Source organism: Streptomyces sp. NPDC101110 (genome assembly GCF_044759525.1).
Lineage (GTDB): Bacteria > Actinomycetota > Actinomycetes > Streptomycetales > Streptomycetaceae > Streptomyces.
In genome coordinates, this window is the sequence record NZ_JBIVZM010000003.1 from 160573 (window position 1) to 176077 (window position 15505).

Sequence of the window (15505 nt, forward strand, 5' to 3'; positions counted from 1 at the left end):
TCTCAGGCCAAAGCTACTGGTCAGCGGCCTCGTCGCACGCCTGTCCACGCAACGCGCGTGCCAGGTCGTCACGGGATTCCAGCACGAGCCGGCGCAGCGCCGGAGCCGCCTCCTTGTGGGCGTCCAGCCATGCGTCCGTGGCGTCCAGCGTCTCCCGCGACTGCTGGAGCGAGGGGAACAGGCCCTGCACCACGTGCATACCGATCTGGATCGACCGCTCGGCCCACACCCGCTCGATCGCCGCGAAGTACTTCCCGGTGTACGGCGCGATCAGCTCCCGCTGCGAGCCCTGGGCGAAGCCCGCGATGGTCGCCTCGACCATGGCGTTGGACAGCGCGTCCGACTCCACGACCTGCGCCCACGCCTGCGCCTTGACCGCCTCGGACGGGCGGGCGGCCAGACAGCGCACCTGGTGCCGCCTGCCGGAGGCCGTGTCGTCCCGGGCCAGCTCCGCGGCCAGCGCCTTCTCGTCGGCGAACCCGTGCGCGGCCAACGGCTCCAGGAACACCCAGCGCAGCTCCTGGTCGAGATCGAGGCCCTCGACCGCCGCCGTGCCCGCGAGCAGGTCCCGCAGCAGCTCGAAGTCGGCCTCGGCGGCGGCCGTCCGGGCGAAGAACCGCGCCCAGGCAAGCTGGTGCTCGCTGCCCGGCCCGGCCGCGTACAGCTCGCGCCGGGCACCCTCGGCGAGCAGCCGGGCGGCCGTCTCCCGCCGGGCGGACGCCGTGTAGTGCGTGACCGCCGACTCGGCCCAGGCGTGCAGCATCTGCACGACGCCGATCTCGGACTCGCGCCCGCCGAAGCGCAGCACCAGGTCCACGAAGTCACGGGCCGGGAGCAGCGCGTCCCGCGTCATGTTCCACAGCGCCGACCAGCACAGGGCCCGCGCGAGCGGGTCGGTGATCGCGCCCAGGTGCTCGCGCAGGGTCGCCAGCGAGGTCTCGTCGAAGCGGATCTTGCAGTAGGTCAGGTCGTCGTCGTTGACCAGGACCAGGTCGGGAGCCTCGGCGCCGGCCAGGTCCGCCACGACCGTGCGGGCACCGTCGACGTCGGTCTCCACGCGCGCGTACCGCTCCAGCGTGCCGCCGTCCGTCACCCGGTACAGGCCCACGGCCACCCGGTGCGGACGCAGTTCGGGATGCGATTCGGCGGCCTCCTGGACCACCGCCAGTTCCTCGACGCGGCCGTCCGCGTCCAGCAGCACCTGCGGCGTCAGCGCGTTGACCCCGGCCGTCTGGAGCCAGGACCGCGACCAGGCACTCATGTCCCGGCCACTGGTCTCCTCCAGCACCGACAGCAGGTCACCGAGGCGCGTGTTGCCGTAGGCGTGCCGCTTGAAGTAGCGCCGGGCGCCCTCCAGGAACGCCTCCTCACCGACATACGCCACGAGCTGCTTGAGCACCGACGCGCCCTTGGCGTACGTGATGCCGTCGAAGTTGAGCTTGGCGTCCTGGAGGTCGCGGATGTCCGCCGTGATGGGATGCGTCGAGGGCAGCTGGTCCGCCCGGTAGGCCCAGGCCTTGCGGCGGTTGGCGAAGGTGATCCAGCCGCCCGCGAAGCGTGTCGCGCCGACCAGCGAGAACGCGCCCATGAAGTCCGCGAACGACTCCTTCAGCCACAGGTCGTCCCACCACTCCATGGTGACCAGGTCGCCGAACCACATGTGCGCCATCTCGTGCAGGATGACGTTGGCCCGGCCCTCGTAGGACGCCTGGGTCACCTTCCCGCGGAAGATGAACTCCTCCCGGAACGTCACCAGGCCCGGGTTCTCCATCGCGCCCAGGTTGTACTCGGGCACGAACGCCTGGTCGTACTTCCCGAACGGGTACGGGAAGTCGAAGTGGTCGTGGAAGAAGTCCAGGCCCTGCTTGGTGACCAGGAACACGTCGTCGGCGTCGAAGTGGGGCGCGAGGCCCTTGCGACACAGGGCCCCGAGCGGGATCTCCAGCGTCGTGCCGTCCGCGAAGGTGCGCGTGTAGGAGTCCGTGACGTAGTGGTACGGCCCGGCCACCACGCACGTGATGTACGTCGAGATCGGCTTGGTCTCGGCGAACCGCCACACCCCGTCGGCCTGCTCACCGGCCCCGTTGCTCCACACCGTCCAGCCCTCGGGCGCCCGCACCTCGAAGCGGTAGGGGGCCTTGAGGTCGGGCTGCTCGAAGTTCGCGAAGACCCGGCGGGCGTCGGCCGGCTCGTACTGCGTGTACAGGTACACCTCGCCGTCCTCGGGGTCGACGAAGCGGTGCAGGCCCTCGCCGGTGCGCGAGTAGGCGCACTGGGCGTCGACCACCAGCTCGTTGTCCGCGGCCAGGTCCTCCAGCGTGATCCGGGAGCCGTCGAAGACCTCCCCGGCGTCCAGATCACGGCCGTTGAGCGAGACGGCCGTCACACTCGGCGCGATCAGATCCGCGAAGGTGCTCGCCCCGGGCTCGTTGCAGCGGAAGCGGATCGTCGTGACGGAGCGGAAGGTGCGGGGCCCGTCCCCCCGGTCCTCACCGACCGCGGAACGCAGGTCGAGGGACACCTCGTACCCGTCGACGCTCAGCAGGGCGGCCCGCTCGCGGGCCTCGTCGCGGGACAGATTCTCACCGGGCACGGGCGGCACTCCTCAGATGTCGTGGGGTACGGCTGAACAGGACCGATCCTGCCACGCGCACCTGACACGGGGCAGCCGGGAATGAGGCGAGCGCATACCGGCGTTGCCGGAGAAACGGTTGCCTCACGAGGAGAGACATGTCGGACAAGACCCCCGTCGACTTCTGGTTCGACCCGCTGTGCCCCTGGGCCTGGATGACCTCCCGCTGGGTGCTGGAGGTGGAGAAGGTCAGGGACATCGAGGTCCGCTGGCACCTCATGAGCCTCGCCGTCCTGAACGAGAACCGGCTGGACGAGCTGCCCGAGGAGTACCGCGAGCTGCTGGAGACCAAGGCGTGGGGCCCTGTCCGGGTCGTCATAGCGGCACAGCAGGAGCACGGCCCAGAGGTGCTCGGCGACCTGTACACCGCGCTCGGCACCCGTATCCACAACCGGGCCGAGGGCCCCGGCAAGGAGACCGTCGCCGCCGCCCTGAAGGACGTCGGCCTGCCCGAGTCACTCCTGGACCACTGGGACTCCACCCCGTACGACGCGGAGCTGCGCGCCTCCCACAACGAGGGCATCGACAAGGTCGGGCAGGACGTCGGCACCCCGGTCATCGCCGTACCCGGACCCGACGGCGAGCAGATCGCCTTCTTCGGCCCGGTCGTCACCCCGGCCCCGCAGGGCGAGGAGGCCGGCCGCCTCTGGGACGGCACCCTCGCCGTGGCGTCGGTCCCCGGCTTCTACGAGATCAAGCGCACCCGCACCAAGGGCCCGGACTTCTCCAACCTGTAGGGCTCACTCGGCGGGGACGGCCTGGATCTTCAGTTCCTCCGGGAGCAGGCCGTCCTCGCCGCGGTTGAGGTAGCGCTGGTACCACCGGCAGCCGACGGCCGTGCAGCGCCAGTAGTCGTCCACGAAGTGCCCGGCTCCCTTCTCCGCCCGGACCGCCGCCCGCTCGGCCGCGTTGAACATCCGGAACTCCTGCATGCTGCCGCAGGTCCGGCACGCCCGGCTCACCGTCATCAGCCCCTCCTCGCGATCGCCGCCAGGTCCGGGAAGTCGGTGACGACCGCATCGACCCCCATGCGGTAGTACAGCGCGTATTCGGCGAACGCGTCCCCGAAATCGTTCGCTCCGCTCCCGCGCCGGAACCGCTCCGGCAGGAACTGGTTCTCCGCCCGGAAGGTGTACGGGCCGATCCGCAGCCCCGCCGCGTGCGCGTCCGCGACCAGCGAGGTACCGACCAGCGACGACTTGTCCGGCCCGATCCAGCCCGCGTACTCCGCGATACCCGCCAGCCCCTGAGGCGTCATCATGTCCCGGTACGTCGTCGAGGGCAGGTCGTAGGGGCCGCCCGTCGTCCCCAGCGCCTGCCACAGCGGTACGCCCAGGTCCGTCATCCGCTTCAGGCTCGTCGGCTCGAAGGACTGCACCACGCACTCGCGCCCACCGAGCCGGTTGCGGCGGATCGCGGCGGTCAGCTTCGGCTCCAGCGGCAGGCCGATGGACCGGAAGTACGTCGGGTGCTTGGTCTCCGGGAACACCGCGACCGTCCGGCCGTGCCGCCGTGACAGCCGCCGTGCCAGATCGACGACCTCCTGGAAGGTCATGATCTCCGCGCGCCCGTCGAACACGGTGTTGCGGTTGCGGACCGCGGGCAGCCGCTCCACCGCCCGCAGCGTCTTCAGTTCGGCCAGGGTGAAGTCTTCCGTGAACCAGCCGGTGACCGCCCGCCCGTCGACCGTCTTCGTCGCTCGGCGGCCCGCGAACTCCGGGTGCCGGGCCACGTCGGTCGTCTGGGAGATCTCGTTCTCGTGCCGGACCACCAGCACGTGGTCCTTCGTCGGCACCAGATCCGGTTCGATCCAGTCGGCGCCCGTCTGCACCGCGTAGGTGTACGAGGGCGCCGTGTGTTCCGGGCGCCAGCCGGCCGCGCCGCGGTGGCCGATGACCACCGGGCCGCCGCCCCGGGGTGCGGCCCCCGCGGGGGCGGGCGCGGTGGCCGCGGCGGTTCCCGCGGCCGCCGAGAGCAGGAGGGATCTCCGTCCGAGCTGCATGCAACTCCCCTTTGCAGAAAGCAGGTTCACTTGCGGGCCCGGTCCCGGGCCTGCGCCAGCCGGTCCAGGTGCTCCGCGTAACCCTTCGTGTAGGACGCGGCCCGCTCCGGGTCCGGCTCGACGACCGCCGTGGGCTTCGTCCAGGCCACCGCGTCCAGCGGCACCCCGTACCGCTCGGCCGCCGCCAGGACCGCCCCGCGAGCGCCCACCTCGCCCTCCACGACCCGCAGCGGCCGTCCCAGCACATCGGCCAGCAGCCGCATCCAGGCGGGGCTGCGGGTGCCGCCGCCGCACACGGCCAGGCTCCCGGTGAGGCCCGCCGCATCCAGGCAGTGCCGGGCCGCGTACCCGATGCCCTCGCAGGTGGCGCGGACCAGGTCGCCCTTTGTCGACTCCAGGCAGACGCCCGTGAGTTCGGCGCGCAGCCGCGGCTCGACGAAAGGGGCGCGCTCCCCGGAGGGCGCGAAGTACGGCAGCACCCGGACGCCGTGCGCGCCCGGCGGGGTCCCGGCCAGCAGGCCGTCCACCTCGTCGTGCCGCACCCCGGTCGTCGACAGCACCCAGTCCAGCGCCGCCGTGCCCACCATCGCGGGCATGGCGCGCAGCCAGTGGCCGGGCCGGTCGGTGGAGATGTACAGCCCGGCAGGTTCGCCGCTCAGGTCGAGTTCGGTGGTGGCGACCAGGCTGGCCAGACAGGTGCCGACGATCAGCAGACCGTCGCCCGGGGACGTCACCCCGGCACCCAGAGCACAGGCCGGCAGATCGTACGGCCCGTTCGCGAGCCGGGTCCCGGGCGGCAGGCCCTCGCCCCGCGTCTCGGCGGTCGCGACCGGGTCGCTGACCGGGGCGAGCAGGTCGCGCCGGTGGGTCAGCCCCAGCAGTTCCACGACCCGGTCGTCGTACGTCCGGCTCCGCGGGTCCAGGAACGGCATCGACGCGTCCGACACATCCGTCGTCGGCGCGGCTCCCGTCAGCCGCTGGAACACCATGTCCTTGCAGTACAGGGCGGCCGTCGCCGCGTCCAGTGCCCGCGGTTCACGACGGTCCAGCCACGCCAGCAGCGGTCCCGGGCAGCCGGGGAACATCGCGCTGCCCGTGCGCCGGAACACCGTCTCGAAGGTGCCGTCCGCCAGCCACCGGTCGACCAGCTCGTGCGCCCGCCCGTCCATCCAGGAGGCGGCGGGGCGCACCGGGCGGCCCTCGCCGTCGACCAGCCACACCCCGTCGCCCTGCCCGGTGAGCCCGGCCAGTACGACGGGCTCGGCCACGGCGGAGGTCAGGGCCCGGAGCACCGCGACGACCTCCCCGTACACCTCCTCCATGTCCTGCTCGACGACGCCGTCCCGCAGCGTCAGGCCCACCGGGCGGGACTCCACGGCCAGTTGACGGCCCGTGGCGTCGAAGGCCGCCGCCTTGACCATGGACGTCCCCACATCGATACCGACGTACATGCGGTTCTCCTCCCGGTCCGGTCCTCAGGTCAGACAGTGCGCGAGCGGCTCCCCGCGCACCCAGCGGCCCACCTCTTCGGCGGCGATCCGGGCGGCCTTCTCAGCGACCGCCCGCGACGCCCCGCCCAGGTGGGGGGTGAGCACCACACGGTCGGCGAGCCCTGGCAGCCGGGACCCGGACGGCAGCGGCTCCCGCTCGTAGGTGTCGAGCGCCGCCGCCGACACCCGGCCGCTCTCCAGCGCGTCGCACAGCGCGCCCTCGTCCAGCAGCGGGCCCCGGGCCACGTTCACCACCACCGCTCCGGGCGGCAGCAGCCCCAGCTCCCGGGCGCCGATCAGCCCCCGCGTCTCGGGCGTGAGCCGGGCGTGCAGGGTGATCACCTGCGAGCGGCCCAGGAGTTCGTCCAGCGAGGCCATGCGCAGGCCGTGGATCTCGCCGTGCACATACGGGTCGTGGACCATCACCCGCGCCCCGAACGCGCACAGCACCCGCGCGACCCGGCTGCCGACCGCCCCGTACCCGACCAGACCGACGGGCAGGTCCTCCAGCTCCAGGCCGCTGTGTTCGTACGTGTAGTACGTCGCCCCCTCCCAGCTGCCGTGCCGGGCGAGCGGATCGTGGGCCTGGGGAATGCGGCGCAGGGCCGCCAGCATCATCCCGACGGTGAACTCGGCGGTGGCGGCGGCGTTGCGGCCCGGCGCGAAGCAGACCCGCACGTCACGGTTCTTCGCCGCGTCCAGGTTGACGTTGACCGGTCCGCCCCGGCAGACCACGACCAGCCTCAGATCCGGGCAGGCGGCGAGTACCTTCTCGGTGACCGGGCCCATCTGCGTGACCAGGATCTCCGCCCCGGCCAGCGCCTCGATCACCGCGTCCTCGGCGTCACTGGCCTCCTGCACCTCGGCGACCGGCCCGAACGGCTCCAGCGGCCAGCCGAGCCTCAGTTCCGTCACGTCGGCCCGCGCCACCTCGCGCCGCACCGCCCGCGCGATCAGCGACGGCAGGACGAAGTGGTCACCGGCGGCCACGACACGCACGCTGTTCACGTCACTCATCGCAGGGAAGCTCCCGTCTCGGCGTCGAAGACATGGGTGTGACCGGGGTCGGCGGCGACCCGGATCCGTTCGTCGTGGGCGAGCCGTACCTCGGGGTCGGTGAGGACGACCAGCGGCCGTTCGACCCCGTCCAGGGCGAGGGTCGCCAGGCCCGACTCCAGCAGCGGCTCGTGGGCGACGACCCGGGCCGGCAGACCGTCCTCGCCGGTGAGCCGGACGTCCTCGGGACGGATACCGACCACCACCTCCCGCCCCCGTTCCACCGGCACGGGCAGCGCGACGCGCACTGCGTCGGAGAGGCGGGCGTGGCCGTCGCCGCCGGAGATGCCGGGCAGCAGGGTGATCGCGGGTTCGCCGACGAAGTCCGCGACGAACAGGTTGGCCGGGCTGTCGTAGATCTCGTAGGGGGTGCCGAGCTGCTGGATCACGCCGTCCTTCATCACGGCGATCCGGTCGGCGAGGGAGAGGGCCTCCTCCTGGTCGTGGGTGACCAGGATCGTGGTGTGGCCCAGGTCCTTCTGGATGCGCCTGAGTTCGCGGCGGGTGGTGTCGCGCTGGGCCGCGTCCAGGTGGGACAGCGGTTCGTCGAGGAGCAGCACGTCCGGTTCGCGGATCAGGGCGCGGGCCAGCGACACCCGCTGCTTCTGGCCGCTGGAGAGACCGGCCGGGCGGGCGCCGAGGAGGTCGCTCAGACCGACCCGTTCGGCGATGTCCTTCACCTTGCGCTCGACGTCCCCCCTGGAACCCCGGGCGGCCCTGCGCCGGGCCTTCAGGCCGAACGCCAGGTTCTCCGCGACGGACAGCGGCGGATAGAGGGCGTAGTTCTCGAAGGCGACCCCGATGTTCCGCTGCCGGGCGGGCCGTTCGACGACCGAGGTCCCGCCGACCAGGATGTCCCCGCCGGTGACGGACTCCAGACCGGCGATCATCCGTAACGTGGTCGACTTGCCGCACCCGGAGGGGCCGAGCAGCCCCAGCAGCTCCCCCGAGCGCAGGCTCAGGTCGATGCCGCGGACGGCGTCGACCGGGGGCCGCCTCCGCGACCGGTACGTTTTGCGCAGCTCACGTAGCTCCAGTCCCGTTCCCGTCATGGCCGCCCTTCGTGCCGCAAACCTCGTAACGGACCTTGTGCTCGTCCAGGTCCCGCAGTGCCTCCGGCGACGCCCCGTCGTCGACGAGGACGGTGTCGAAGCGGGACAGCGGGACGACCCGGTGCAGGGCGACCCGGCCGAGCTTGGTGTGGTCGATCAGCAGGACGTTGCGGGCCGCCGCGTCGAGCATCGCCCGCTTCACCGACACGATGTGCTGCTCCTGGTGGTAGGCGTAACCCCCGTGCACGGCCGACGTCGACGCGAAGCACACGTCCACCCGGAGCTGCTCGACCGCCTCCACGCACGACACCCCGAGGAACGAGGAGTGCAGCGGGTCGTAGTCGCCGCCGAGCGCCATCAGGTGGATGCCCCGCTGGTCGGACAGGAGATTGATGGCCTCCAGGAAGTTGGTCACGACCGTCAGCGGAGTGACCTCGGCCGTGCGCAGCCGCCTGGCTATCTCCAGCGTGGACGTGGAGTCGTCCAGCAGGATCGCCATGCCGGGCTCCACCATGCGCAGCGCGTGCTCGGCGACGGCGGCCTTCTCGGCCCGCATGGTCTTCAGCCGGTACTGCACGTTGGACTCGAAGACCCCGGACGGCTGCGCGGTCACCCCGCCGCGGAACTTCCGTACGATGCCCTGCCGTTCGAGCTCGTCGAGGTCCCGGTGGATGGTCATCAGGCTCACCCCGAACCGCTCGGCGAGCTCCGCCGCCGTCGCCGAACCGTCGGCCAGCACCTGCTCGGCCATGGCGGCCTGGCGTGCCGCGGGCCCCTGCTGTCCACCACTGCTGCTGCTCATGACTCTGTCTCTATCCGTCGTCCCGGTCGCTCCGGCCGGTCGGCCTCGAACAGCAGCAGGTTCTCAGGCCGGACCACGAGCCGTACCGGATCGTCCGGACGAAGGCACGCCGCGTCCGCCCGGGGCGCGACGAGGGACACCCGCTGCTCGTCGGTGCCCAGCCGGACGGTGACCTCGACGGACCGGCCGAGCACCTCGGTGACGTACACGGTCCCCGCCAGTTCGTGGCCCTCGCCGTGCAGAGTGACGTCCCGGGGCCGCAGACCGACCAGGACGTCCGTGCCGGGGGCGGCCCGGGCGTGAACCGGCAGCAGGACGCCGCCGTCCGCGCGTACCCCGTTCTCCGTCACGGTCCCCGGCAGCAGGTTGATCCGCGGCCGGCCGAAGGCCCGCGCGACCTCCGTGTCGCACGGCTCGTACCAGATCTCCTCCCGGGTGCCCGTCTGCACGATCCGGCCCTCCCGGATGACCCCGATCCGGTCGCCGAGCGCCAGCGCCTCGACCGAGTCGTGGGTGACGTAGAGGGTGGTGGTGTGCTGCACGGCCCCGATCGCCTTCAGCTCGGCCCGCATCTGCTGGCGGAGCTTGGCGTCCAGGTGGGAGAGCGGCTCGTCGAGCAGGAAGGCCCGGGCCGGGCGGACCAGCACCCGGCCGAGCGCCACGCGCTGCCGCTGGCCGTTGGACAGCCGGCCGACGGGCCGGTCCAGCAGCCCCGATATGCCCAGCAGCTCGGCGACGGCGCCGATCCGCTGCCGGGCCTCGGCGGCGGGCAGCCGGTAGCGGGGCGAACGCAGCGGCGAGGCCAGGTTGTCGTAGGCGGAGCGGTGCGGGTAGAGGGCGTAGCTCTCGAAGCACATCGCCACCCCCCGGTCGTACGGCTCGACACCCCGCATGTCCTCGCCGTCCAGCAGGACCGTGCCGGAGTCGGGCTGTTCGAGCCCGGCGACGGTCTTCAGCGTGGTCGTCTTGCCCGCTCCGGAGGGCCCGAGCAGGCAGAAGAACTCGCCGTCGCGGACCTCCAGTTCGAGCTCGTCGAGCGCGACGGTCCGCCCGTACGCCTTCCGGATGCCGCTGAGCCGGATCATGACTTCACCGCCCCGAACGACAGTCCCCGCACCAGATACCGCTGGATCGTCAGCGCCAGCAGCAGCGGCGGTACGACGGACACCAGCGCGGCGGCAGCCGTGAGGTTGTACTTGGGCCGGTCACCGCCGAGGAACGACAGGGCGCCCACGGTCACCGTCTGGGCCTCGTTGGAGGTGAGGATCAGCGGGAAGACGAAGTTGTTCCAGGCGAAGATGAACGCCAGCAGCGACACGGCCGCGATGCCCGGCTTGACCAGCGGAAGGGCCACCTTGAAGAACGCCTGCTTGCGGGTGTAGCCGTCCAGCAGGGCCGCCTGCTCCAGTTCGGGGGTGAGGTCGGCGAAGTAGGACCTCATGATCCACACGATCAGCGGCAGCGTGACGAGTTGCAGCACCCACACCATGCCGACGTACGTGTCGAACAGGCCGAGCTTCTGGTAGAGCACGAACAGCGGGATGATCACCGTCAGTTCGGGGGCGAAGCGGAACGACAGCAGCGTGAACATCAGGTTCTCGGATCCCTTGAACCGCCAGCGGGCCGAGGCGTACGCCGCCGGAAGGCCCACCACCAGCGACAGCACGACCGCCCCCACCGACACCACCAAACTGTTGACGAAGAACCGCACGAACGGGATGCCCTCGCTGTCGCCGAGGACCGTCCGGTAGCCGTCGAGGGTGGGGGAGAAGGCGAAGTACGTGGAGAAGAGCTGGTCGGCCGGTTTCAGGGACAGGATCACCATCCAGGCGATCGGGAACAACGCGAACACGAAGTAGAGGATCAGGGCGGCGTCCCCCAGCCACCCCAGGGCACGTTTCCTCATGTGGTGACCTCCGCGGCCTTCCGCTGGATCTTCCCCAGGTGCTTCACCAGCACCATCGCCGCCAGGTACACCACGGCCCACAGCACGATCGTGTAGGAGATCCCGAAGGAGTACCGCTGGAAGCGGATGGCCTCCAGATACGCCCGGATCTGCAGGACGACCGTCGCGTCACCCGGCCCGCCCTCGGTCAGGGCGTAGATGATGTCGAACACCTTCAGCGAGTCCATGAACCGGAAGATCACCGCGACCAGGACGTACGGCCACAGCATCGGCAGGGTCAGCCGCCGGAAGGTGTACCACCACCCCGCGCCGTCCACGGCCGCCGCCTCGAACGGGGAGGCGGGCAGCGACCGCAGCCCGGCCAGGGCGAGGATCGCCACGAACGGGGTGTAGACCCACACGTCCACCGCGATCGACGACAGCAGCGCCCCCGTCGGGGTGTCGGTCCACTGCACCCCGCCCAGCCCGAACGGCTTGAGCAGGTGATTGACCACCCCGACCGACGGCTGGAGCATCAGCTTCCAGATAATCGCCGCGATCACCGGGGCGATCATCAGCGGCAGGATCAGGATCTTCTCCAGGATCCGGCCGACGATCGTCGACCGGTGCAGCAGCAGCGCGACGGCCACACCGAGCACGGTCTCGGCGAGGGCCGCCCCGACCGCGTACAGCACGGTCACCCACGCCGAGTTCCAGAACGCCTCCTGCGTGAAGACGGCTCTGTAGTTCTCGAACCGCACCATGTCCGGCTGTGGTTTGGTCGCCGAGAAGTCGAACAGCGTGTAGTACAGGCCGAGTCCGAACGGGTAGAGGATCCCGCAGGTCAGCAGCAGGGCCGGGACGATCAGGAGGTACGGCCGCAGCGCGAGCCGCATGGCTAGCCCACCTTGCCGGCGAGGTCGTCCGCCAGCCCGTCCAGGACCGGCTTGGCGTCCTTGCCGCCGTAGATCTCCTGGAGGGCCGCCGCCCAGCTGGTCGTCGCGTCGAAGAACTGCGCCTGCGGGGTGAACTGGATCCTCGTCTGGTCGACGACCGTCTCGAAGGTCTCCAGGAAGCCCGGCAGGTGCCTCATCTTGTCCTTGTAGGCGGCGTCCTCGGCGACGGACCTGCGCACCGGGTCGATGTGGTTGTGGGTGATCGCCGACTTGCGCAGGTGCTCCTTGCCGGTAGCCCACTGCAGGAACAGCCAACCGGCGCTCTTCTTCTTGCTCTTGGCGTTCATGCCGAGCGACCAGATCCACATGTTGGTCGCGAGCGAGCCGTCCCGCCCCTTCGGCCCGGGGTGGAAGGCGATCTTCCCGGAGGCGGGGCTCGCGCCCTTCACCGCCTGGAAGTAGGCGGCCGTGTCGGCGTCGAACAGCATCCCCGCCTTCTTCGCGCCGAGGTCGCTGGAGCACTGGTACCAGGTGTACGACGTCCAGGACGGCGGCCCGCCCCGCTTGACCATGGCGGCCCAGTCCTCGGTGAAGGCGACGGCGTCGGAGCTGTTCATGACGGGGATGAGCCTCCCTCCGTCGACCGTGAAGTCCTTCAGCCCGTTGCGGGCGTACATCGTCATGAAGCCGGGGTGGATGGTGGCCCAGCTGCGGGACCCGCGTACGGCGATGCCGTACATGCCGTCGAAGCCCGCACCCGGCGCCCGCTGCTTGATGATCCCGGCGAGTTCGGTCAGCTCGTCGAACGTCTCGGCCGGTTTCACGCCGAGCTTGCGGAACACCTCGGTGTTGTAGGCGACGACGTTGGTCTCCCAGCCCCACGGCAGTGCGTATTGCCCGCCCCGGCCGAGCGGCGCGCCCGCCTTCAGGGACCACTGGTCGGCCTGGAGCAGGTTCGGGAAGAAGTCCGCCTGGTCCCATTCGGCGCCCGTCGCCGAGGAGTTGCGCATCCAGGGCCCGAGGTCCTCCAGCCAGCCCGGCGGCCCGTACTGCCACACCATGTACGCGCCGAGCATGAAGACGTCGTAGGACGCCCGCCCGCTGGAGAGGTCCACCGTGAGCTTGTCGAAGTAGTTGTCCTCGGGGAAGACGTCGTACTCGACCTCGATGCCGGTCCTCGCGGTGAACGACTTCAGGTCGGCGATGAGCGCGTCCGTGTACGGATGCTTGTTGAGCAGGGCCTTGACGGTGGTGCCCTTCTCCCGCTTCCAGTCGAAGGAGCCGGTGACGTCGTCCGCGGCGGACCCCTCGCTCTTGCCGTCGTCCCCCCCGAACCCGGCCCCGCACGCCGTCAGCAGGGGCGCCGCGGCAGCCCCGGCGGCGAGCGCGAGGAACCTCCGGCGGTCGTGCACGTGCGTGTCCATCCGTACCTCCACCTGGAAGCTGGTTAACACGTCGAGTCGACTCGTTAACAGAGGGTGGAACGGCTGAAGTTGGGCGTCAATCCCTCGCGCACGGGAAAATATCGGGGCACAGTGAGAAGTTCACAGATCCGGCTGCGACGGTGTGGGAGGTTCCGGATGGTGGACGACGGTGCGGGCGAGGGTGCGGGCTGGCTGGGCGTCGACCTGGGCACGCAGAGCGTCCGCGTGCTGCTCGTCAGCACCGACGGCACGGTCCTCGGCCGCGGCTCGGCCCCGCTGACCGGGCGGCGGAACGGACCGCGGCACGAACAGGACCCGCTGCGGTGGTGGGCGGCGCTGTGCGAGGCGTCGAGGACCGCCCTCGGCTCCGCGCCCCCGGGTCTGCCGGTCGGCGGACTCGCGGTGTGCGGCACGTCCGGCACGGTCCTGCTGACCGACGGGTCGGGCCGTCCGGTGAGCCCCGCGCTGATGTACGACGACGCGCGGGCCAAGGCCGAGGCCGCACGGGCCCGCGCGGCGGGGCTCGCGGTCCAGGACACCTGGGCGTTGCCGAAGGCACTGTGGCTGCTCGGCGAGTACGGCGGCTCCTCGCTGCGCCTGACCCACCAGCCCGACCTGATCGTCTCCCGCCTCACCGGCGAGCCGCCCCCGGCCGACTCCAGCCACGCCCTCAAGACGGGCTACGACGTGGAGCACGACCGCTGGCCGACCGCCGCCCTGGCCGAACTGGGCGTGCCCGACGGCCTGTTCCCCGGCGTCGTCCGCCCGGGGACCCGCCTCGGCGAGGTCGGCCCGGCCGCCGCCGACGCCACCGGCATCCCCGCCGGCACGCCGGTGCTCGCCGGGATGACCGACGGCTGTGCCGCGCAGATCGCCTCCGGCGCGCTGCGGCCCGGCTCCTGGAACTCCGTGCTCGGCACCACGCTCGTGCTGAAGGGCGCCGCCCGCGACCCCGTCCGCGACCCGTCCGGCGTGGTCTACAACCACCGTGCGCCGGACGGCACCTGGCTGCCCGGCGGGGCGTCGAGCGTCGGTGCCGGGGCGCTCGCAGCGCACTTCCCGGAGGCCGACCCGGCGGCCATGGACGCACGGGCCGCGGCGTTCGAGCCGTCGCGTGCGATCGCCTACCCCCTCGTCTCACCGGGGGAGCGGTTCCCGTTCCGCGCGCCGGAGGCGACCTGGCTCGTCCTGGGTCATCCCACCGGGGACGCGGACCGGTGGGCCGCGCTGCTCCAGGGCGTCGGCTTCACCGAACGCCTGTGCCTGGACTACCTGCACCACCTCGGCGCGCCCCTGACCGGCCCGCTCACCTTCACCGGCGGCGGCGCCCGCAGCCCGTACTGGAACCAGCTGCGCGCCGACATCCTGGGCCGCCCGGCCCGCGTCCCCGAGCAGACCGAACCGGCCCTGGGCATGGCGGCGCTGGCCGCCTACGGGGTGCTGGGCACCGGCGCCCTCGCGGACGTCACCGCACGCATGGTCCGCGTCCGGACCGTCGTCGAACCCCGCCCCGGCCGCACGGCGGTCTTCGCCGAGCCGTACGCGCGTCTGGTCGACGCCCTGCGGGACCGCGGCTGGCTGCCCGCGCCGGTCGCCGCGCACGCACACGGCCGCCTGAACCGGGATACTTCCGCCTCATGAGTACGACCCTCCTGCTGGTCCGCCACGGGCAGACCGTCTGGCACGCCGAGAACCGCTACGCCGGCATCAGCGACATCGACCTCACCGACACCGGCCGCGCCCAGGCCGACGCCCTCGGCCGGTGGGCCGCCGCCCATCCCGTCGACGCGATCTGGACGTCCCCGCTGTCCCGGGCCGTCGCGACCGCCGAGCCCGCCTGCCGCGCCCTCGGTATCACTCCGCAGAGCGAACCCCACCTGCGCGAATGCGACTTCGGTGTCCTGGAGGGCCGGACTCTCGCCGAGTTCGAGGCCGAGGACCCGGAGTGGGCCGCGGCCTACCGGGCCGACCCGGTGGAGCATTCCTTCCCCGGCGCCGAGGACCCGCTGGCCGCGGCGGCCCGGGGCGTGCGCGCCCTGCGGGACATCGCCGCGGCCCACGCCGGCGAACGCGTCCTGGTCGTCGCCCACAACACCCTGCTGCGGCTGGTGCTGTGCACCCTGCTGTCGATCCCGGTCGCCGAGTACCGCAGAGTGCTCCCGCGGCTGCGGAACGCGGCGATCAGCGAGCTGCGCATGAACCCCGACGGTTCCGCCGCACTCCTCTCACTCAATGTGCCGTGCGGGACCGAAGTGCCGTAGCACCA

The 15505-nt window shown here is 71.7% G+C and carries 14 protein-coding genes; 3 read left to right on the forward strand and 11 right to left on the reverse strand.

Annotated features, from left to right (window positions below; genetic code table 11):
* Positions 1-13: 13 nt before the first annotated feature.
* On the reverse strand, positions 14-2593 hold the full coding sequence (gene pepN, locus ACIQU3_RS06985) for an aminopeptidase N (RefSeq protein WP_403923736.1): 2580 nt from the start codon (positions 2591-2593) through the stop codon (positions 14-16).
* A 137-nt stretch (positions 2594-2730) separates the two neighbouring features.
* Between pepN and ACIQU3_RS06990 the strand changes: the two genes are divergently transcribed.
* Positions 2731-3369 carry a DsbA family protein gene (locus tag ACIQU3_RS06990; RefSeq protein WP_403923738.1) on the forward strand — a complete coding sequence of 213 codons (639 nt, stop codon included), beginning with the start codon at positions 2731-2733 and terminating at the stop codon, positions 3367-3369.
* Positions 3370-3372: 3 nt separating this feature from the next.
* On the opposite strand, the gene ACIQU3_RS06995 is transcribed toward ACIQU3_RS06990, so the two are convergent.
* Genes ACIQU3_RS06995 through ACIQU3_RS07040 form a run of 10 tightly spaced genes read right to left on the reverse strand, consistent with a single transcriptional unit; the run spans position 3373 to position 13239 of the window.
* A complete protein-coding gene (locus ACIQU3_RS06995; protein WP_234847965.1) occupies positions 3373-3600 on the reverse strand; it encodes a hypothetical protein in 228 nt (75 codons plus the stop codon).
* Positions 3600-4634, reverse strand: a complete 1035-nt coding sequence (locus ACIQU3_RS07000) for a glycerophosphodiester phosphodiesterase family protein (RefSeq protein ID WP_403726113.1) — start codon at positions 4632-4634, stop codon at positions 3600-3602. Before ACIQU3_RS07000 ends, ACIQU3_RS06995 begins: the two co-directional genes overlap by 1 nt.
* A 26-nt stretch (positions 4635-4660) precedes the next feature.
* Positions 4661-6085 carry an FGGY family carbohydrate kinase gene (locus ACIQU3_RS07005; RefSeq protein WP_403923741.1) on the reverse strand — a complete coding sequence of 475 codons (1425 nt, stop codon included), beginning with the start codon at positions 6083-6085 and terminating at the stop codon, positions 4661-4663.
* Between the two features lie 24 nt (positions 6086-6109).
* Positions 6110-7141, reverse strand: coding sequence for a 2-hydroxyacid dehydrogenase (locus ACIQU3_RS07010; protein WP_403726107.1), 1032 nt, complete (start codon positions 7139-7141; stop codon positions 6110-6112).
* A complete protein-coding gene (locus ACIQU3_RS07015) occupies positions 7138-8232 on the reverse strand; it encodes an ABC transporter ATP-binding protein (RefSeq protein ID WP_403726103.1) in 1095 nt (364 codons plus the stop codon). The genes ACIQU3_RS07010 and ACIQU3_RS07015 overlap by 4 nt, the downstream gene beginning before the upstream one ends.
* Complete coding sequence (locus tag ACIQU3_RS07020; RefSeq protein WP_403726100.1) at positions 8204-9034, reverse strand: DeoR/GlpR family DNA-binding transcription regulator; 831 nt, start codon at positions 9032-9034, stop codon at positions 8204-8206. Before ACIQU3_RS07020 ends, ACIQU3_RS07015 begins: the two co-directional genes overlap by 29 nt.
* Positions 9031-10119 carry an ABC transporter ATP-binding protein gene (locus tag ACIQU3_RS07025; protein WP_403726097.1) on the reverse strand — a complete coding sequence of 363 codons (1089 nt, stop codon included), beginning with the start codon at positions 10117-10119 and terminating at the stop codon, positions 9031-9033. Before ACIQU3_RS07025 ends, ACIQU3_RS07020 begins: the two co-directional genes overlap by 4 nt.
* Positions 10116-10940, reverse strand: coding sequence for a carbohydrate ABC transporter permease (locus ACIQU3_RS07030; protein ID WP_403726094.1), 825 nt, complete (start codon positions 10938-10940; stop codon positions 10116-10118). Before ACIQU3_RS07030 ends, ACIQU3_RS07025 begins: the two co-directional genes overlap by 4 nt.
* Positions 10937-11815, reverse strand: a complete 879-nt coding sequence (locus ACIQU3_RS07035; RefSeq protein WP_403726091.1) for a carbohydrate ABC transporter permease — start codon at positions 11813-11815, stop codon at positions 10937-10939. The genes ACIQU3_RS07030 and ACIQU3_RS07035 overlap by 4 nt, the downstream gene beginning before the upstream one ends.
* A 2-nt stretch (positions 11816-11817) precedes the next feature.
* Entirely contained in the window at positions 11818-13239 is a 1422-nt protein-coding gene (locus tag ACIQU3_RS07040) for an extracellular solute-binding protein (protein ID WP_403923744.1), read from the reverse strand.
* Between the two features lie 156 nt (positions 13240-13395).
* Between ACIQU3_RS07040 and ACIQU3_RS07045 the strand changes: the two genes are divergently transcribed.
* Positions 13396-14880, forward strand: a complete 1485-nt coding sequence (locus ACIQU3_RS07045) for an FGGY-family carbohydrate kinase (RefSeq protein WP_403726083.1) — start codon at positions 13396-13398, stop codon at positions 14878-14880.
* Positions 14877-15500, forward strand: a complete 624-nt coding sequence (locus ACIQU3_RS07050; RefSeq protein WP_403726080.1) for a histidine phosphatase family protein — start codon at positions 14877-14879, stop codon at positions 15498-15500. Before ACIQU3_RS07045 ends, ACIQU3_RS07050 begins: the two co-directional genes overlap by 4 nt.
* The last annotated feature ends 5 nt before the right edge of the window (positions 15501-15505 follow it).